Source organism: Kerstersia gyiorum (assembly GCF_048595715.1).
GTDB classification, from domain to species: Bacteria; Pseudomonadota; Gammaproteobacteria; order Burkholderiales; family Burkholderiaceae_B; genus Kerstersia; species Kerstersia gyiorum.
The window spans coordinates 94,010-113,523 of sequence record NZ_CP169556.1; the positions used below are offsets into that span (position 1 = coordinate 94,010).

Below are 19,514 nucleotides of genomic sequence, written 5' to 3' on the forward strand. Positions count from 1 at the left end.
CGTGCCGGTATTGCCGCGGTTTTAACGCTGCATTTGCCGGGCCAGCCATTGCTCATAGGCGGCCATGTCGACGCTGCCCACGACTGAGCCGGGCGTGTGCATCCAGTCCGGCAGGCGTTCGATGAATGCCTCCACTTCGTTCCTGCCTGTTGCGCCCAGTCCGGGATGTTCGGCCTGGCTATGCAACCAAGGGCTGCCATCGGCATGGCGCACCGGCCTGTCCTGGCCGGTCTTGCGATAGAACACGTTGCGTTCATCGTGCAGCAGCGGCTGGCTGACAGTGGCTTGTGCCTCGGGCAAGGGCGCAAGCGGCACGCCGGCCGCGCGGGCCTGCCAGTGCATCCAGGCCAGGGCGACGTCGGACAAGTCGCCGCGCGTTGCATCGGGGGTGTCGCGGGATAGGTAGCCTCCGCCGATATCGGCATGGGCGCCGATGAATGGCATTTCCACCAGATTCCCCTGGCCCTGGGCCAGGCTGTTGAGCGGGAACAGGTAACGGTGCTCGTTGAGCGCCACGGCATGGGCAATCCATTGCCAGGCGGGGCTGGCGCCCAGCAGGTAGTCGGCATTGTCGCGTCCGTTCACGCCGAACTGAGCCACGGTGTCGAACAGGCCCATGAAACGCAGGTCGACGCAGGCCGAGACCGTGCCCATGAGCGGGTCATAGGCCCAGAAACGTTGATTGCTGACGTGCGCGGCGATCTGGTTGGCGAAGTGCTGGGCCAGGGCCGCGCCGCGTGAATAGCCCAGCAGGTCGATGGCTGCGGGTTCTTGCTGCCATTGCCGCCCTGCGGCGGCAAGGTCGGCCAGCAGGCGTTCCCATTGCGCGCCGATGATATGCGTGGCGCGGCTGGCGGTGGCGGCATCCCAGGCGTTCTGGCCGGGGCCGGGCTGATAGCTGCCGCCGCCAGGGTAAAGCTGGTGCAGCAACCAGACATTGGTCAGTGACGCCGGTGTATTGCGTGTGCCGTCGAAGGCATACAGCAGCATGCCGGCGGGGTCGGCGTATTGGCGCGGGCGCTGGGCCGCGTAGCCGTAGGCATCGTGGCCGGGCTGCGGCCCGAGCGGGTCGGGTTCCAGGTAACTGCCGGTGCCGGGGTCATAGGTGCGCATGCCGTTGTCGTGCCAGGGCAGGGCCGGGTCCGCGTGCTGGCCTGGGTAGCGCGGAGAGGGCCGGGGGCCGCCGTGTTCACGCAGCAACCTGCCGAAGGCATCGAATTCGGCGCGCCAGGCCAGATGGCCACGGCTGTCGCTGAGCGCGCGCGGCAGGCCTTGGGCATCGCTATGCAGAAAATAGAGGTTGGCGTCCCCGTGCGAGTCGTACCGCAGCCAGGCCACGGGGACTTGTCCCGCGTACAGGTAGCGCTCCGTGATCCGTGCAGCCTGGCCGGGCTGGGCCGGGAGGGCCAGTGCGACCCGCAGGCCTTGGCTGTCATGGAGGTAATGGGTGATGTCCTGTCCGCTGGCGCGGCGGATGCGCTGGCCATGGGCGTTGTTGCGGTAGTCGATACGCAGGCCGGTGGCCGGCTGGCTGGCACGTTGCAGGCGGCGTTGCGCATCGTAGCTCAGGCGCCAGCCCTCGTGCGCCACCGGCAGGCCGCTGGCATCCACGACTGTCGGCTCCGGTTCCGGGCCGAGCCTGGCAACGTGGTGAGCCTGCGGCCTGGTGGAGGGGGCTGGCGGGTGGGGGGGCGCAGTGTCATTGCGCGCCAGCAGGCGGCCGTCTGCATGCCAGGCCAGATAGCTGATCCTGGGGCTGGCATCGACATCAACATGCCCCTTGGCATTGGTATCTGAGTGAGTATGGGCAACCGTATTCTCTGCCAGCGCCAGGCGACCGCTTGCCGCGTAGCCATAGCGCAGGTGCTGGCGCCAATCGCCGGTCTGGAATCGTTCTTCGATGATCCGGCCCTGGGCGTCCAGCCGGATGGCCTGGGCCAGGATGGGCGTTGCAGTGCCTGGCTGGCTGCTCAGCAGGTAGCGTAGCCCATGCTCGTCGCGCAGCCCCACGGTACGCACGCCATTGCCGTAGACATAACCGCCGGACCCAGGCAAGTGATGCAGGATGGCATGGCGCGTGCCGTGGCGGTCATGCCAGTCGAGCCGGCTCAGGCGGCCTTGCTGCCATTCGTAGCTCAATACGCCGCCTTCGGGCAGATAATGACGTGCCAGCCGACCATCGGGGTGATAGGCATAGCGGTCCGTCACTGCAATTTCGGGTGTGCTGTCCGCGCCGGGTCGGTGGAGGCTGCGTGACAGCAGCCGGCCATTGCTGTCGTGGCTACGCCGCTCGGTTTCATGGGGGTGTTCCAGCGTGGCCAGCTTGCCGTCGCGCCATGTGATGCGGGTATCCACGACATGCGCGCCGGCCGGTACAGGCACGGATCTAACGGCTGTTGCATGCGCCGATTCGCCTGCTTCCGCACGGAATGTGTCGGCGGCATCGGCGAGGCCGGTGCTGGTGGCGGATATGCGCCAGGGGCGGCCGGCGTGGTCCAGCCAGGCGCGCCAGCGGTCGCCGTTGGCGTAGCGGATGCTTATCTGGCGGGTGGCCGTTGCCGGCGGCTCAGGCGGCGTGCGGCCCTCCGTGTGCCGGGCGGCAAGGAAACGGCGCAGCAGGCGGGTGGTTCCTGTGCGTTCGCTATGCCACGACACCATCCGGCCCTGGCTGTCATAGTCAAGCTTCAGGCCGGTCCAGCCGCTGCCGGGCAGCACCAGCTGGCGGGGCGAGCCATCCGGGCGCCGCAGCAGGAGCAGGTCATTGAGCCTGGTCAGGCGTCCTGCGGTGTCATAGCTGGCAGACAGGCCCGGTGCCGGGCAGCCGGGGCAGGCAATGCCGGCAACCCGGGCGAGCCGATGGCGTCCGCCTGCCAGTACGTAGTGGATGTCGGTGGTGCCGCGTGCGCCATGCACCCGTGTCAGGCCGGCATGGATGCCATGTGCCGGTTCGAGGTATTCCAGCCGCCAGGCGGCACCGGGCTGGCCATCCGCGGTCAGGTGCTCCACGCGGGAGACGCGGCCGTCGCTGTCGTAATGCCAGCGTCGCTGCCATTGCACCGGCTGGCCGGCGGCAGACAGCCCGCTTGCCGTAATGGCTTGCGGGTGGCCGTGCTGCAGCGCCGGGTCATGGCCGTAATGGCGTTGCATGCCATCGGGGCGTTCGACCCCGGAGAGAAACCAGCCATCCGCCAGTGCGGCATGATGGTAGCGGAAGCGCCCAGCGGGGGTATCCACGCCAGTCAGGCGCGGCGGCAGCTTGTCCTGCTGCAGGTAATGAAAGGCCAGTTGCCGCCCGGGCGTTGCGCTGTGCACGGCCAACAGGCGTCCATCTTGCGCACGTTCTAGGCGTGCCAGGAGCAGGCCGTCGCTGCGCCGGATCGCGGCCAGCCAGCCATCTTCGCGGAAATCCAGCCGTGCACCGTCCGGCCAGCGCCATTGCCAGCCTTGTCCGTCGGCTTGTACCAGCCCTTGCCGGTCGTGCGTGCAGCTGGTGTGGCCGGGCAGGCAATTGAATCGTAGGCGGCTGCCATCTGCCTGGATGAGCTGCAGGGTGTTTGCCTGCCGGTATAGCCGCAGGTCGTAGGAAAACTGCCAGCCACGGCCGGGATTGCCCGGCAGGCGAGGGTCCGCGCTGTTGTAATGACGTACCAGTTCCAGGCCGGGCGCCAGCGGATGGGCGGGAAGATCTGTGTCGCGCAGGTATTTGCGCCCGCTGGCAAGGTGCACCGGGTTGTCCAGCCCCAGGTTGAGTTCGGGTTCCGCCGCGCCGGCGCTGGCCAGGCCGGCGCCGCTGCAGGGCTGGCCCAGCTGCGTTGCAGGGCAGGACAGCGGCGCGGCGGTCTGGGCGGCGACAGGTGCCGGCACGATATGCATCAAGGCGCAGAGCAGGGCAGGCAGGATATGATGACTGCATGGCGCGCGCTGGCCGGGCGGTACGGGATGCCGGTTGGCGCGTGGCGAGCCTGGCTGTCGCGAGTGACAGCAGGCGGGCAGGGCGGGCGTGTTGGCGTGCATGATGCAGGAGTGATGGAAGTGTTGCGGGACCGCCAGTGATGGCACAACCGCTGCATGTGCCTGATGGCGGTGGCTGCGCGGTTGTCGTTTCAGTGCATTGGCATGACTGCATCTGTGTGACGCAGCTCGTCTCGTCATCATGCTGCCGTAGCGTTTGCCATGGCTTACGAATGAACGGATTCATCCACGGAGGAAAATACCCATGCTGGTCACATTTCAATCAAAGGCGGCATCCGATGTCCTGATGCTGGATAAGCATGCCGTGCTGGTGCTGCAGGCTGCCGGCCGTCCGGTGACCGATGCTGATCTCAAGCGCGGCATCTTCACGGTGGAACAGCTGCCGGCCGCCATTGCCGCGCTGGAAGCGGCGATTGATGCAGAGAGCCCCGAAACGGAATCCGACGATCCGGACAAAGACCCCGTGCACCCGCTGGCCCAGACCGTCAGCCTGAAGCAGCGTGCGTTTCCCTTGCTGGACATGATGCGCAAATCCCTGGCGACGGATGTTCCCGTGATGTGGGAGGCCGGTTCGGCCTGGTAAGGAGGCCAGCTGGCCTGATGCCGTATCCCCCACCACAGCCCGGCCCGACGCCGGGCTGTTGCTTTTGGGGCATGCCTCCTGGCAACTGACCCGAATATCATTATTTTTATTGGTGAATCTAATATCGCTTATAAGCTTCATGCTATTGAGCAATGAGTGTCCGCTGCATAGACTGAACCGTCCTGTATCGAATCGTTCCTCTGGTTTGGCAGGACAGGCCGGTTGTTGTGGCCTTGCATAAAGAACATGAGCTTCCCGGTGGCGATTGGCCACCGAGAGAGGCCAGGGAGACAAGCATGCATGACACCGATCCACACTTGCATCAGCGCCGATATCTCCTATCGGGCCTGTTGTCCTGTTCCGAACCGGCTTCGCGCCGATGGCCGGGCCGTCCGCCGTTGGGTGCGGCTGCCTGAAGCCAGGACCGAATTTCAGCTATTGGCCCCGGCCCGAATCTCATGCGCGCCTGCAAGCTGCCGCCTGACCCGTGCCCGCCGCCGTATTACCGCTTTGCCTTTGTCGTGACCACGAGCCTAAGCGCAAGCCCCGAACTTTATTCCGGGGTCTAGCGAGGCAGTATTTATAAGGTGCCGCAGGCACCCCCATAGGGTGGGGGAGAAGCTTCGGCCTTCCGGCCGAAGTTCTTCACAGAGGCACAGGGCCGCCAGCGCCGGTTACGCAGGGTGCGGCGTATCGAGATCAATCGTTTGAGGAGAAAGACAGCATGAAAACGGCAGTGGAAGGAAGCACAGCGAGCAGCAGGGACAGCATTGCACGGGTGCAGGCTACCCCGGTCTACGTGGATTGCAGCCTGGATATCGGCCCCATTTCCAAGCCGGCCCGGCTATCGGGCCTGGTTCTGGAAATCGAAACGGCCGATGGCTTGCTGGGGCATGGGTTTACAGCGATCACCGATGAGGAAATCGTGGCGGCTGCACTCAACGAGGTCGTGGCGCCCCATCTGCTGGGCAAGGACGCGATGGCCCGCGAGCATATTTCCGAGGCCCTGTACTGGCTGCTGTCGCCACGCGGCCAGACTGGCTATGCCAGTCATGCGATTTCCGCCGTGGATATTGCGCTCTGGGATATCGCCGGCAAGCGCCTGGGGCAGCCGGTATGGCGTCTGCTGGGCGGTGCTCGTCCGGTGGTGACGACCTACACGACCTTCGGCTTCGGTGCGCTGGATCGTGATGAACTGGCGGCAGCGGCGCGCCATCTGGCCAGCAAGGGGCATCGGCGTCTGAAAATGGTGGTCGGGCAGCATGCGCTGGCGCGTCGCGACGAGCCGCGTCCCCTGGATGCCGTGATTGCCGAGGACGAGCGCCGTATCCGCGCCGTGCGCGAGGCCATCGGGGCGGAGGTGGAGCTGTATATCGACGCCAATTGCAGCCTGGATGCGTTCCATGCCTTGCGGCTGGCGCAGCGCGTGGCGGATTGCGATATTGGCTTTTTCGAGGAACCGTTGCGCGGCAATGATACGCAGCGGCTGGCCGATTTCCGGCGCCAGGCGCCCATGCCGGTCGCTGCGGGCCAGAACGAAGGGCAGTTGTTCCGCTACCGCGACCTGCTGGCTGCCGGTGCCCTGGATATCCTGCAGCCCAATGTCTGCATCGGCGGCGGCTACAGCGCAGGCGTGAAGGCGGCGGCACTGGCCCAGGCGCATGGCATCACCATCGACAACGGCGGTGCATTTCCCTTCCATAACATGCATTTGCATGCCGGCCTGGCCAATGGCGGGTTGGTGGAGTGGCATCTGGTATCGGTGTCCATGTGCCAGCAACTGTTCAAGCAGCTGCCGCAACGCGAAGTCGATGCCTTGCCGCTGCCGACGCAGCCCGGCCTGGGCTATGAACTGGACCTGGACGCAGTGCGCGAAATCGGCAGGCGCCCGGCGTCGCGGGGCAAGGGCAAAGGCTGATCCCAGCCGGCAACAGGGCACGACAGATGCCCCGTGTCCGGGCCAGGTGGCCCGGCGCAATACAAATTCAGTACAACGAGGAGACAGACAATGAAGACCAGAAACATGGGATGGCTGGCGGTGGCGGCTTTGCTGGCAACGCAGGGCGCAGCCTACGCGGCCGATACGGCCTGGCAGCCCTCCAAACCGATCGAGTTCGTCGTATCGGCTGGGCCGGGCGGCGGCACGGACCAGTTCGCACGCGTGGTGCAGTCCATCGTCGAGAAGCACAAGCTGCTGAATGTGCCGGTGATCGTCAGCAACAAGGGCGGCGGCGCAGGCGCCGAGACCTTCATGGCCGGACGTGCATCCCGGGGCGATGCGCACAAGCTGCTGTTCGGCAATAACAATGCCTGGCTGCTGCCGATGAAGGCCAAGGTGGCCTATTCGATGAACGACCTGACGCCGCTGGCGGTCATGGCTGGCGACGATTTCATCCTGTGGGTGCCTGCTGCCTCGCCGTACCAGACGGTTGAGTCGCTGCTGGCCGCCACGCGGGAAAAACCGCGCCAGCTCAAGCTGGGCGGCACGCAATCCAAGGATGGCGACCACATCCTGACCGAACTGATCAACGAGGCCAGTGGTGGTCAGTTCACCTATGTGCCGTTCAAGAGCGGCAGCGAGGCGGGCGTGCAGCTGGCGGGCAGCCACCTGGACGCGAATACCAACAATCCCAGCGAAAACCTGGGCCAATGGAAGGCTGGCGGCGTGCGCCCGCTGTGCGTGTTCTCGGCCAGTCCGCTGGACGACCAGCGCAAGATTGCGGGCGAGATGTCGCTGTCGGACATCCCGACTTGCGCATCCCAGGGCCTGCCGATCGAGGATTACGTGCTGCCCCGCACGATCTTCGCGCCGGGCGACGTCAAGCCGGAAGTCGTGGCCTTCTATACCGATCTGCTGGCCAAGGTGAAGGACACCGATGAATGGCGCCAGTATCTGGCCAACACCGCGCAGTCGGATCTGTTTGCAACAGGCGCCGACCTTGATGCATTGATTGAGGCCGACGCCGCCATGGCGCACCGCGTCTTCGAAAAAGAGGGCTGGCTCGTCAAGTAAGCAGCTCGTCTGCTGACGCCGTACCTATTCTGGACAGAAATTATGCAAACAGAACACACACCGGCGGCCGGTGACGGGGAGGCGGGAGACCGCCCCTGGGTCACCCGCCGCCAGGCGGAATGCGTGACCGGGCTGGCTGCGGCAATCTTCGGGTTGCTTGTCATGTTCGGCGCGCTGGAAAACGAAATCGGCTGGTCGGATTTCGGCCCGGCTGCCGGTGCCTTTCCTTTTTACGTGGGCGTCGTCATTTTGCTGGCGGCGCTCTGGATGACCTGGCAAGGGTGGCGCCGGCCGGGCGGTGCGGATGAAGTCTGGCTGATGCGCTCGCAATGCCGCCGGATGCTGTCCTTTTTCCTGCCCATCGTCGCTTACATCGTACTGTCCCTGTGGCTGGGGCTGTATGTGGGGTCGGCGCTCTATCTCGGCACGGTCATGTGGCGTCAGGGCGGATATGGGCCGTTGCGTTCCTATGCCGTGGGCGTGGGCGTGGCCCTGGCGTTTTTCGTTGTTTTCGAGATCGGTTTCCAGATGGCGCTGCTCAAGGGGCCGCTGGAGAACTGGCTGGGCGTCTATTGAGGAATCCCGATGAGTAATTTTGACTACCTGCTGCATGGGTTCGGCATTGCCTTGAGCGGCTACCATGTCCTGTTGATGCTGGCGGGCGTGCTCCTGGGCATTCTGGTCGGTGTGCTGCCCGGACTGGGGGCGCCCAATGGCGTGACGCTGCTGTTGCCGCTGACGTTCACGATGGAACCCATTTCGGCCATCATCCTGCTGACCAGCATGTATTGGGGGGCCTTGTTCGGCGGTTCCACGACATCCATCCTGTTCAACATCCCGGGTGAGCCGTCGTCGGTAGCGACGACATTCGACGGCTATCCCATGGCCAAGCAGGGCAAGGCCGCGCAGGCGCTGACTTTCGCCTTCTGCTCGGCAGGCATAGGTGCGCTGGCCGGCGTCATCCTGATCACGCTGGTATCCGGCTGGGTGGCCAGCTTTGCCATGCAGTTCTCGCCCGTCGAGTATTTCGCGGTGTACCTGCTGGCGTTCGCCAGTTTCGTCGGTCTCAGCGGGGCGGCGCCAGCCAAGACCTTGCTGTCCATCGGCATTGGCCTGGCGTGCGCCACTGTCGGCATGGATACGATTTCCGGCGCGATGCGGTTGACCTACGGCACCGATGAACTGGTGCGCGGCATCAGTTTCCTGGTGGCGGTGATCGGTATTTTTGGTATCGGCGAGTTGCTGCTGACGATGGAAGAGGGCTTGCGCTTCAATGGCGTGGCATCGCGTCTCAGCGTGCGCGCGATCCTGTCCACCGTGCTGCAGTTGCCGCGCTATGCGCTGGTCTATGTGCGTTCCATCGTGATCGGCTGCTGGATGGGCGTGACGCCCGGCGGCCCGACCGCGGCATCATTCATGAGTTATGGCATCGCCAAGCGCATGTCGCGCCGCGGGAGCAACTTCGGCAAGGGCGAACCGGAAGGCGTGATCGCGCCCGAAACCGCCGACCATGCGGCCGGCAGTAGCGCCATGCTGCCCATGCTGGCGCTGGGCATTCCGGGTTCCGCGACGGCAGCCGTGATGATGGGCGGCCTGCTGATCTGGGGCCTGACGCCAGGGCCGACGCTGTTTGCCGAACAGCCGGATTTCGTCTGGGGGCTGATTGCGTCCATGTACCTGGGCAATGTCGTCGCCGTGTTCACCGCCTTGCTGACCGTGCCTATCTTCGCTGCCATTCTGCGCATTCCGTTTGCGGTGATCGGCCCGGTGATCGTGATCGTCTGCGTGACGGGCGCCTATACCGTGGCTTCCGCGCCTTTTGACCTCTGGCTGCTGCTGATCTTCAGCGTGGTGGGCTATGTGTTCAAGAAGCTGGATTTCCCCTTGGCGCCGCTGGTGCTGGCAATGATCCTGGGCGACAAATCCGAGGACGCCTTCCGCCAGTCCATGCTGTTGTCAGATGGTTCGCTGGGCGTGTTCTGGTCCAACCCCCTGGCGGGCGGCATTATGACGCTTGCCGTCATCATGCTGTTGCTGCCCGTGATCGGGCCGCTTTGGCGGCGCTTGCGCAGCCGCTGAGCCCGGAGCGCCATCCAGGTGTTTCATCCAGGTGCGGGCGATCCGTCCGCACCTGTCAGGGCCACGTCATTGGCATATGATTTCCGGGAACTAAAACACGGCAGGCCGTTCCTGGCCGCCGGATAATCCACGGAGACAAAAAATGAATCAGCGTACCCAGGGCGTGCTCGCCATTTGGAGCGATCTCGATGCCCAGACGGAAACCGATTACCGCCATTGGCTGATGCGCGAGCACTTGGCCGAGCGCGTCGGCGTCGACGGCTTCATTGCGGGGCGCCTGTTCCGCAGCCTGGAGCCTGGCTTGCGGCGCTACTGTGTGTTGTATGAATTGCAGACGCCGGCCGTGCTGGCCGGGCCGTCCTATATGGCGCGCCAGAATGCGCCAACTACCTGGTCGCAGCGCGTGATGCCTACCCTGCGCAATTTCCGGCGCGGCGGCGGCCATGTCCTGGTGCGTGGCGGGCAGGGGCGTGGCGGGGTGATCAGTCCGATGCGTTTCTCGCTGGCGGCGCTTGAGGCGGACATCCATGTGTTGGTCAACGAATTGGTGCTGATGGACAGCATAGGCGCGGCCTGGGTCATGCAGGTGGATCACGATGTGACGAATGTCCCCACCCAGGAAAAAGCGATGCGTGGTGGCAACGACGGTGCTTTCGAGGCCTTGCTGGTTATCGAGGCGGCAGCACCGGATGCGCTGGCGGTGGCGACCCGTCATGCCGTGGCGCGGCTGGGCGCGGCCTGGCAGGGCGGCGAGCCAGAGCAATTCATGCTGTGCCACGCGTTGGACAGGCGTACTGCCGGTTTGCCGCAGGATTGAGGTTCGGGGGAGTTTGACTGGCGGTGCCGCCTTGCGGGGCAGCATGCTGGCCCGGGCGGGCGAGGGAGAGGGAGGGGGCGAAGCGTGGGCGGCTGGCAGATTGAGGCAGGTGTCTCCGTGCCGGGAACTGGCTTGTGGCCGGTGCCGGTCGGCTTGCCAGGATGGCCAGCAAGCCGTCGCGCGTCAGGCTGCCGCCTGGTATGCGCACAGGGAGCGGATCTGGCGCGTCTGGCGCCAGTGCTCCGGCGGGCGGCGGTAGCCGCCCTTCAGTCTTCCATGGAAATCAGGGCCTGGCTCAGGCCACGTTGGCGATGGCAGCCAGTTCGGGGTTTTCGGCCAGATGGCGGTTGACCGCGCCGAGCACGGCCAGGAACGAAGCCGTCACGATGTCGCGGTGGATGCCGACACCGAAGCGGGTTTGTGATTCTCCCAGGCGCACTTCCACATAGCAGGCGGCGCGGGTATCCGTGCCGGTGCCGATGGCGTGCTCGTGGTAGTCCATGATGCGCACCGGCATGCCCAGTGCGGCAACGAATGCGGTGATCGCGCCTTCGCCTTCGCCGGACACGGTACGTGTTTCGCCGTCATGTTCGAGCACGGCTTCCACGCGGAAGTGGCGCTTTTCTTCCTGGGTCGGATCGCCGTCGATACGGTGGCGCACCAGCTTCCAGGGCTTGGTGCGGTCCAGGTATTCCTGGCTGAATACTTCATACACATCCTCGGCCGTCACTTCCTTGCCGGTGGTGTCGGTCACCTGCTGGATGGCGCGGCTGAACTCAATCTGCAGGCGGCGCGGGAGGACCAGGCCGTGGTCGTTTTCCAGCAGGTAGGACACACCGCCCTTGCCCGACTGGCTGTTGACGCGAATGATCGCATCGTAGCTGCGGCCGACATCGGCCGGGTCGATTGGCAGGTAGGGCACCTCCCACAGCGCGTCGGGCTGCTGCACGGCAAAGCCCTTCTTGATGGCGTCCTGGTGGGAACCGGAGAAGGCAGTAAAGACGAGGTCGCCGGCATACGGGTGGCGCGGGTGTACCGGCAATTGGTTGCAGTATTCGGCACAGCGGCGCACTTCGTCGATGTCGGAGAAATCCAGGCCCGGATGCACACCTTGGGAATAGAGGTTCAGCGCCAGCGTCACGAGGTCGACGTTGCCGGTGCGTTCGCCGCTGCCGAACAGGCAGCCTTCGATACGGTCGGCGCCGGCCATGACGGCGAATTCGGCGGCGGCCACGGCCGTGCCGCGGTCGTTGTGCGGGTGCACGCTAATGATGATGCTGTCGCGGCGTTCCAGGTTGCGGTGCATCCATTCGATCTGGTCAGCGTACAGATTGGGCGTGGTGGCCTCGACGGTGGCCGGCAGGTTGAGGATCAACTTCTTCTCGGGCGTGGCATCCCAGGTGCGGGCCACGGCGTCAGCCACCATCAGCGCCACTTCGGGTTCGGTGGTGCTGAAGACTTCGGGCGAGTATTCGTAGCCCCATTGCGTCTGCGGGTATTTGGCCTGGGCTTGCATGACCCACTGGGTACCGCGCACGGCCAGGTCGCGCACTTCCTCGGGCGACATCTTGAAGACGATCTTGCGGAAGGCGGGGGCGCAGGCGTTGTAGAGGTGAATGATGGCTTGCTTGGCGCCAGCGGCGGCTTCGGCGGTGCGTTCGATCAGGTCCTGGCGCGATTGGGTCAGCACGATGATGCGGACATCATCGGGAATGCGTTTTTCGTCGATCAGCTTGCGCACGAAGTCGAAGTCGGTTTGCGACGCCGACGGGAAGCCCACTTCGATTTCCTTGAAACCAATCTTGATCAGCTGGTCGAAGAAGCGCAGTTTGCGTTCGACGCTCATGGGCTCGATCAGGGCCTGGTTGCCGTCACGCAGGTCGGTGCTCATCCAGATCGGGGCTTTCTCGATGCGGCGGCTGGGCCAGGTGCGCTCGGAGAAGTCACGAGTGAACGGGACGAATGGGCGGTACTTGGTAGAAGGATTGGCAAGCATGATGCACCTTTGGATCAAGGAGACAGCCGCAGGGGGTATTTGGATCACGGCCTGGCTCCCGCCCATGGTCAGGACCATGGGTGCCGGTTTTGCCGGCGAAATTGAACGGGGAACGGGTATAGGCGTGGCGACAGGCTGCCGAACTGCCACTGAGCGCTAGGCTCGGCAACCGATCGGTAGTAGTAGCGATTGAATGTGCAGCGAGGCAATGGAGGCGCCAATGGACAGGCGCAGGCCGGCGCGCAGAGCAGAAATGCTTGCGTTGGAGTCGAGAGAGGAGATCGACGTATAGGCCATAGTGTGCATAGTCCAACATGTTTGGCCGGGAAAGTCAAGAAAGACCCTGGTTAACCGTGATACCGTGGGCCGCCCTGATGTCCGGTGTCGGGCTGGCGCAACTGCAATGCGCTAAGGGCGTTGCAGTTGGCGGCACGAACGGCGTCTATTGCAGGCCATTTGTGCGATGGCCTGCACCCGTGCGGCAGGGTAAATGGTGTCCAAGTGTTTTTGTCCGGTCACATGATTGTCCTGTGGAGCAAGGAAAGTTGTATTCCCGGACTGGGATACTGCCGGATTGCCTGTTATTTCAGATATTAGAAAATAAAAGGCCGTGTATTAAAAAAAACTGTAATGAGATCCATGGTCCCGGACAGGAAACTGCAGGCATCTGCCCGGTGATTAGACAGCACCGATGCTGGAATGTCCGGCGCTATTGGGCGCGATAAGCTGCCAATTGTGATAGTCCTTGGCGATGCATGCCATTGGTGAATACCTGAGTCTTGGGATTGACATTGGTGCTATGACGAAAATACTGATTTTTCAGCTTCAAATAATTTCTGCTTTTTTGGGGTAAATCCGTATATTGTCGGACGAGTGGGTTAATTGTGAGGAATTGTGCGCAATTGTCCGGCAGTTGTCAGTGTATGTTCGTGATTTTGCGGAAATAGGTCAGGGAATCAGTCCGGGTCTTCGCCTTTCGTAGGGGTTGGAATTTCTTTTGCAATGCGGCATGATGCATGCCTAATGCATTAGAGTAAAAACCAGGCGAATATTTATTTTGATAGCATTGGCCCTGCGGATGGATAGGACGTCGTGCTGGTAAGGCTGCACGATTGCCGGTCGTGTTCGCATAGGAAATTTTTGCCTGGCCGGAGAGATGACCGTTGTCATTTTCTGCGTTGGTCGTAGGGGATCTGATATGGATATGCGCGCACACATTATTGAGGTCGCGGGCACTTTGTTTTATGCCGAAGGCATCAGGGCAGTGGGCGTAGATCGCATCATCGCCGAAGCGGGGATTGCCAAGGCGACGCTGTACCGGCATTTCGCCACCAAGGAAGCACTGGTGGTTGCGTATTTGAGGGACAGATACGAAAGGATTACGCAACATCTGCGCGAACAGGTGCTGGAAAACGACCAGCCGGATCCGGCAGAGAAGGCATTGTTACCTTATCGTATTCTGCAGGAGATGGGTGCACGCAGCGAATATCGCGGTTGTGCCTTTCTGCTGGCGGTGGCGGAAAACGAAGGATGTGCGCCGGTGTTGGCAGTGGCGCGCGAGTATCGGCGCTGGATCCTGCAAATGTTTACCGAATTGGCCGGTAATCTGACGGATGAGGCCGATGAATTGTCTGAGGAATTGACGCTTTGCTTTGAAGGTGCGATGGCGGCAATGGCCATTCATCGTGAACCGTTCGCAGCAGAGGTCGCCCGTCGCTGCGCATTCGCGCTCATTCGTGCGCGCCAGCCGTTGTCCGTGGCGAGCGTAGCGTGAACGCGGCATTCTCCGGCTAATCTGCCGGGGAATGCCTGCGTTTCATTTCAATCAGTCTCCAGGCGCGGTTCCTGGCGTTGTTGCTTGAATAATGCCGCGGGCTGGCCTGTTGTGGCCGTTTGAGCATTCGCCGGTTTCATCGCAGCCGCCAATGCGGCGCGTTGTTCGCTGGCAATATGGAATTTCTCCACGCGCCCGCTGGCCAATTCGGTGGCAGTGCGTTTCAGGTCTCCCAGCGCCAGGGGCGTCTCCCTGTCCTGCCATACCCAATCCAGTACGGCGCGGCCATCATCGGAAAGGTCGCGGCATAGCGGCGCCAGTTCGCCCGGCGGCACGATTTTTTCCCAATGATGGTTGATTCTTTCCCGCGCCCACGCGCGCAGCAGGGACAGTACCCCCAGGCTCAACAGCACGGCCAGCGCCCACCAGACATAGGGGCCGCTGCGCAAGGCCATGTCCTGTGCGTTGGTACTGAACTTGGCCAGGAATTCATAGCGTTGGGCCAGGCCATATGACAGGCCTTGCCAGCATAGCCAGAGCCATGCCAGGGCGGCGAGCAGGATCAGGCCTCCATCGCGCAGCAGCGCAGGCTGCGCCTGGGCGCGCAGATAATTATTCAACACTTGCAGATCATATCGGCTGGGTGAAGTCATGTCGGGTCTTATGGTGCAAAATATGGTTCCCATGATACGACCCGCGCTGGAAATTCGCCAAAGTCAGCAGTTGGTGCTGACGCCACAGTTGCAACAGGCCTTGCGTCTCTTGCAACTGTCGTCGCTGGACCTGCAACAGGAAATCTCGCAGGCGCTGACGGAAAACCCGGTTCTGGAGCTGGAATCCCCCGAACCCGCCGCTGAGTCGGTGGCGGCCGAGGATCTGTTTTCCGGAGGCGGCGGCCCGCGCCAGGACGGCGACGACGATTTTTTCCCCGAGGCTGCCGCCACGCCGTCGCTGCGCGAGCACCTGCTGGGGCAGATTTCCTGTACCCGTGCCAGCCGTCGTGACCTCGCGCTGATGACCGTGCTGATCGACGAATTGGACGATAACGGCTATCTTGCGGCCAGTTTCGAGGAAATCCTGGCCTATTTGCCGGAATCGCTCGAGGTTGAACAGGGCGAACTGGAAGCGGCATTGGCCTTGCTGCAGAATATGGAGCCGGCCGGTATTGCCGCCCGCACGATGTCCGAATGCCTGCTGCTGCAATTGCGGCAGCCGGATGCCAAGGTCTGGCCCGAGGCCCGCGACGCTGCCATTGTGGCGCTGGCGCGGCGCCTGTGCGAGAGGCATCTGGACGCCCTGGCGGCGGGCCGGCTTGCTTTCCTGTGCGAGGAATTGAAGTGTTCGCCGGCCGAGGTGCGTACCGCGCACGCCCTGATCCGGCGGTTGGACCCTTACCCGGGCCGGGCCTGGACGGTGCCGGTGGCGGATTTTGCGGTTCCGGACGTGATCGCTTACCGTAGCGGCAATGGCTGGCGTGTTCGCCTGAATGGCGACCTGGTGCCGCGCCTGAGCGTGAATGATGCCTATGTGCAGGCTCTGGGGCAGGAGCCGCGCGGCAGTTACGAGGGCCTGCAGTCCCATGTGCAGCAGGCGCGCTGGCTGATCCGACAGGTAGCGCAGCGCTTCGATACGCTGCTGCGCGTCTCTACCGAGATCGTGGCGCGGCAGCAGGCTTTCTTCGAATCCGGCATGGTGGCGTTGCGGCCGATGGTGCTGCGCGAGATCGCCGAGGCCTTGGGCATGCACGAGTCCACGATATCGCGGGCGACCTCCAGCAAGTACATGGCGACGCCGCACGGCACGCTGGAGCTCAAGCGGTTTTTCAGTACCGGCGTGCCGGCAGCCGATGGCGAGTCGGCTTCTGCGGCGTCGATTCAGGCGATGATGCGTGAAATGCTGGATCAGGAAGATCCGCGCAAGCCGCTGTCCGATAGCCAGCTGATGGCCAAGCTGGCCGAGCGCGGTGTCGAGCTGGCGCGCCGCACGGTTGCCAAGTACCGGGAAGGCATGAGAGTGCCTACGGCTTCGCAGCGCAAGGCCATGGCCTTGATGCGTATGGATGATTGTTGAAGCCCGCGGGCGATTTCAGGACTATGGACGATTCTTCTTTCAGCTTGCGCAAGATTGCGTTGGCAGCCTACGGACCTTCCGTGCTGTTCGGCGTCGGTATCGGCGCCATGACGCCAGTCATTGCCCTGAGCGTGCGCGGCCTGGGAGCGTCATATGCCGTGGCCGGGCTGGTGGCCGCGCTGGTGGGCCTGGGTTCGCTGGTCAGCAATATCCCGGCGGCGCTGCTGGTCAATCGCTATGGCGAACGGCGCGCGATGATAGGCGCATCGCTGCTGAGCGCGGTGGCCATGCTGATCGCGATGGCAGCCCATATGGTGTGGATGATGGCGGTGGCGACCCTGTTGGTCGGCGCGGCCGCATCAGTGTTCCAGCTGGCGCGGCAAAGTTACCTGGTGCAGGCCGTGCCGCTGGCCATGCGGGCGCGGGCGCTGTCCGTTCTGGGCGGCACGGCGCGCATAGGCGCGTTCGTCGGGCCGTTCGCGGGAGCCGGTTTGATTGCGTTGATGGATTTGCCGGGTGCCTATCTGTTGGCGATGATCGCGATGCTTGGGGCCGGGGTGCTGGCCTACAAGGTACCTGATCTGGAGGTACCGGCCGCCCTGGCGACGGTGGGCGGGGGCAAGGCGTCGCTGCTGTCGATTGCGCGCTCCCATGCCGGTGTATTCCTGAGCCTGGGCATAGGCGTCCTGTTGATCAGCGTGCTGCGCGCCACCCGGCAGGTGGTGCTGCCGCTCTGGGCGGAACAGCTGGGGCTGGATTCGGTTGCGATTTCGGTGATCTATGGCCTGGTGGCGGCGTTGGACATGGCCGTGTTCTACCATGCCGGCAAAATTATGGACCGCCATGGGCGGGTCTGGGTGGCGGTGCCGTCGGTGTTGCTGATGGGCGCCAGCCTGATGCTGATGCCGTTTGCCTCGGGCGTTATATCGTTCATGGAGACGGCCTTGATGCTGGGCTTCGGCAACGGCATCAGTTCCGGCATCGTGATGACGCTGGCGGCCGATGCCGCTCCGGCACAGGGCCGGCACCACTTCCTCGGCCTATGGCGGCTGGTGTCGGACGTGGGGTCCAGTGCTGGTCCCCTGCTGTTGTCGGCCCTCACGGGAGCCATTTCGCTGGCGGTGGGAACCTTTGTTGTTGGAACGTTCGGGCTGGCGGCAGCGGCGGTATTCTGGCGTTGCCTGCCGCATGGCCCGGGACCCTACCGGCGCAAGGCCTGAGGAGCGGAGCCTGGCCGGGAAAACCCCGGGGCCGGGGAGGCAGGAAGACGCTTGCATATGACATGGACTTTCAAGATAATTAGTCTCATGTACATTTGTATTTGTAACGCTGTCACTGAGCGCCAGGTTCGCGCATGCGTCGATTCCGGCGCCGCGACGCTCGATGATCTCCAGTATGAGCTCGGCGTGGCCAGTTGCTGTGGCCGCTGTGCCGAGAGCGCCTGTTCCTACTTGCCTGGCGGCGCTTGCCACACCGTGGCGACTGTCGCCTTGCCGGCCGGCGCGGCGTCGGAGATCCTCCCGGCCAGCGCCGCTCAGCAAGCCGCCTGATTCGCTCAGTATCCGGGTTGGCGTGCCGCCAGGCACGCCATGGCCTGTGGTGTTTCTGTATGATTTAAACAACAGCAGACACCGGCCATTCTCATTTGGTCCAACACCTCTGTTGCGGCAATTTACTCCTGATCTTCGGTTTTTTTCATGAAAATCAAACGGTTTTCATGAATTTTGCGTCTGCCAGCCCGCATCAGGCCTGATCCGGCCATGCGGCATTTTGCAGTTGCAGACGCATTCTCATTCGCCAGAGCTTTCCTGTCATGGGTTGCACGGCGGTTTACCACATGCATAGTCGGCATGGGCTTTTGCCCGCGTGGATGCTAGCCTGACTGGGTTTCAGCGGCGGCCAGGGCCTTGCCTGGGTGTGTTGTTTCCCCATGCCGCTGCCTTATCAAACCCATACAGCCGGAGCCGACGATGAAGGGTGACAGACAGGTTATCAAGTTTTTGAATGCGCAACTGACCAATGAGCTGACGGCCATTAACCAGTATTTCCTGCATGCGCGCATGCTGCGCCACTGGGGGCTGAACCGCCTGGGCAAGTATGAGTACGATGAATCCATCAGCGAAATGAAGCACGCCGACAAACTGATGGAACGGATCTTCATGCTGGACGGCCTGCCCAACCTGCAGGACCTCCACAAGCTGCGCATCGGCGAAGATGTGCCGGAGATCCTGTCCTGTGACCTGAATCTGGAACGCGATGCCCACGCGACCCTGGTTGAAGCGATTGCCTACTGTGAATCGGTGCAGGATTATGTGACGCGTGATCTGTTCCGCAGGATCCTGGACGACACCGAAGAGCATATCGACTGGCTGGAAACCCAGATCGGGCTGGTCGAGCAGGTGGGCCTGCAGAATTATCTGCAACACCAGATGCACGAAGACGACTGAGTGTCGGGCGGGCCGGCGATGGCCTGCCGCGCACGTGAAAACGCCGCTGCTGTTCCAGAGAACAGCAGCGGCGTTTTGTTTGTCGAGACAAAGGCCGATGCCTGCTGGGGCGGTCAGCGTCGCTCCGGGCATTCGCGGATCGTGCCCCAGGCGTTGTTGGGTTCGCAGTACTTGCGGCGGGCTGCCCAGGCGCAGCTGGGGCGCTCGAAGAAGCCCATCGTGTCGGCGCAGACCTGCAGTTCACGGCGCAGTGCCGCCTGCCAGTTGCCGGCGCCGGACGTGGGATGCGCCGGGTTGGGCGAGGCCACGGGCGGATAGCCGGGGTCGCCTGCAAGCGCGGCCTGGATGTCGCGGATATCCGCAGGCGGCGGCGTGTCAGTCTCCTGGCGCGTGTCCGAGGGCAGCGGAGATGCGCCGTGGGTCAGCAGACGCAGGCTTTCCGGTGTTGCTTTCTCGCGAGAGATCATGACATTGGGATCGTTGACGGTATCGAACAGCGACACCATGGGCACATCCCATTCTGCTGCCAACGTATCGGGAACCCCTAGCGTGCCGTCCAGCCGGGGCTGTGGCGGTTGTGCGACATAGGGGCGTCCGTCTGCGTCCAGGACATTTTCGGCATCGGCGCCTGTGGCATGTGGCGGCGGCGCCGTCGTGGGGGCGCGCGACACCAGCCAGTCACCCAGCTGCATGCCGGAAAAGCCAGCGGCGGCAAGCGCTAGGACGATAATGATCAGGATGGATCGCCAGGACATGAACGTTG

Annotated in this window: 15 protein-coding genes; 11 read left to right on the forward strand and 4 right to left on the reverse strand. The window is 63.4% G+C overall.

Features of this window, described 5'->3' with window-relative positions; all coding sequences use genetic code 11:
• Positions 1 to 21: 21 nt before the first annotated feature.
• Entirely contained in the window at positions 22 to 4,014 is a 3,993-nt protein-coding gene (locus ACEW7X_RS00350; RefSeq protein ID WP_420177482.1) for a phospholipase effector Tle1 domain-containing protein, read from the reverse strand.
• Positions 4,015 to 4,216: 202 nt separating this feature from the next.
• Between ACEW7X_RS00350 and ACEW7X_RS00355 the strand changes: the two genes are divergently transcribed.
• The 6 genes from ACEW7X_RS00355 (at position 4,217) to ACEW7X_RS00380 (ending at position 10,464) form a co-directional block, all read left to right on the forward strand.
• Positions 4,217 to 4,555 (forward strand): DUF1840 domain-containing protein, encoded by a 339-nt coding sequence (locus tag ACEW7X_RS00355; protein ID WP_068372958.1) that lies wholly within the window; start codon positions 4,217 to 4,219, stop codon positions 4,553 to 4,555.
• A 724-nt stretch (positions 4,556 to 5,279) separates the two neighbouring features.
• Complete coding sequence (locus ACEW7X_RS00360) at positions 5,280 to 6,473, forward strand: mandelate racemase/muconate lactonizing enzyme family protein (RefSeq protein ID WP_068372955.1); 1,194 nt, start codon at positions 5,280 to 5,282, stop codon at positions 6,471 to 6,473.
• Between the two features lie 90 nt (positions 6,474 to 6,563).
• Positions 6,564 to 7,568, forward strand: coding sequence for a Bug family tripartite tricarboxylate transporter substrate binding protein (locus tag ACEW7X_RS00365; RefSeq protein WP_420177483.1), 1,005 nt, complete (start codon positions 6,564 to 6,566; stop codon positions 7,566 to 7,568).
• Between the two features lie 42 nt (positions 7,569 to 7,610).
• The gene (locus ACEW7X_RS00370) at positions 7,611 to 8,144 is read left to right on the forward strand and encodes a tripartite tricarboxylate transporter TctB family protein (protein WP_083969676.1); all 534 of its coding nucleotides are present in this window, start codon (positions 7,611 to 7,613) and stop codon (positions 8,142 to 8,144) included.
• 9 nt (positions 8,145 to 8,153) lie between these two features.
• The gene (locus ACEW7X_RS00375; protein WP_068372949.1) at positions 8,154 to 9,647 is read left to right on the forward strand and encodes a tripartite tricarboxylate transporter permease; all 1,494 of its coding nucleotides are present in this window, start codon (positions 8,154 to 8,156) and stop codon (positions 9,645 to 9,647) included.
• Between the two features lie 142 nt (positions 9,648 to 9,789).
• Positions 9,790 to 10,464 (forward strand): hypothetical protein, encoded by a 675-nt coding sequence (locus ACEW7X_RS00380; RefSeq protein ID WP_339138598.1) that lies wholly within the window; start codon positions 9,790 to 9,792, stop codon positions 10,462 to 10,464.
• A gap of 295 nt (positions 10,465 to 10,759) precedes the next feature.
• On the opposite strand, the gene leuA is transcribed toward ACEW7X_RS00380, so the two are convergent.
• Complete coding sequence (leuA, locus tag ACEW7X_RS00385; RefSeq protein ID WP_127775500.1) at positions 10,760 to 12,463, reverse strand: 2-isopropylmalate synthase; 1,704 nt, start codon at positions 12,461 to 12,463, stop codon at positions 10,760 to 10,762.
• Positions 12,464 to 13,658: 1,195 nt separating this feature from the next.
• On the opposite strand from leuA, the gene ACEW7X_RS00390 reads away from it, so the two are divergent.
• Complete coding sequence (locus ACEW7X_RS00390; protein ID WP_165389921.1) at positions 13,659 to 14,234, forward strand: TetR/AcrR family transcriptional regulator; 576 nt, start codon at positions 13,659 to 13,661, stop codon at positions 14,232 to 14,234.
• A gap of 47 nt (positions 14,235 to 14,281) precedes the next feature.
• Here the strand turns inward: ACEW7X_RS00390 and ACEW7X_RS00395 are convergent, their stop codons facing one another.
• On the reverse strand, positions 14,282 to 14,887 hold the full coding sequence (locus ACEW7X_RS00395; RefSeq protein ID WP_068372940.1) for a hypothetical protein: 606 nt from the start codon (positions 14,885 to 14,887) through the stop codon (positions 14,282 to 14,284).
• Between the two features lie 31 nt (positions 14,888 to 14,918).
• Between ACEW7X_RS00395 and rpoN the strand changes: the two genes are divergently transcribed.
• The 4 genes from rpoN (at position 14,919) to bfr (ending at position 18,751) form a co-directional block, all read left to right on the forward strand.
• Positions 14,919 to 16,304: an RNA polymerase factor sigma-54 gene (rpoN, locus tag ACEW7X_RS00400; protein WP_068373029.1), complete on the forward strand. Its 1,386-nt coding sequence runs from the start codon at positions 14,919 to 14,921 to the stop codon at positions 16,302 to 16,304.
• A 23-nt stretch (positions 16,305 to 16,327) separates the two neighbouring features.
• The gene (locus tag ACEW7X_RS00405; protein ID WP_420177484.1) at positions 16,328 to 17,524 is read left to right on the forward strand and encodes an MFS transporter; all 1,197 of its coding nucleotides are present in this window, start codon (positions 16,328 to 16,330) and stop codon (positions 17,522 to 17,524) included.
• An 87-nt stretch (positions 17,525 to 17,611) separates the two neighbouring features.
• Positions 17,612 to 17,854, forward strand: a complete 243-nt coding sequence (locus ACEW7X_RS00410; RefSeq protein WP_068373026.1) for a (2Fe-2S)-binding protein — start codon at positions 17,612 to 17,614, stop codon at positions 17,852 to 17,854.
• A 420-nt stretch (positions 17,855 to 18,274) separates the two neighbouring features.
• Positions 18,275 to 18,751: a bacterioferritin gene (gene bfr / locus ACEW7X_RS00415; protein ID WP_068372934.1), complete on the forward strand. Its 477-nt coding sequence runs from the start codon at positions 18,275 to 18,277 to the stop codon at positions 18,749 to 18,751.
• Between the two features lie 113 nt (positions 18,752 to 18,864).
• Here the strand turns inward: bfr and ACEW7X_RS00420 are convergent, their stop codons facing one another.
• Positions 18,865 to 19,506, reverse strand: a complete 642-nt coding sequence (locus tag ACEW7X_RS00420; RefSeq protein ID WP_068372931.1) for a hypothetical protein — start codon at positions 19,504 to 19,506, stop codon at positions 18,865 to 18,867.
• Positions 19,507 to 19,514: the final 8 nt, after the last annotated feature.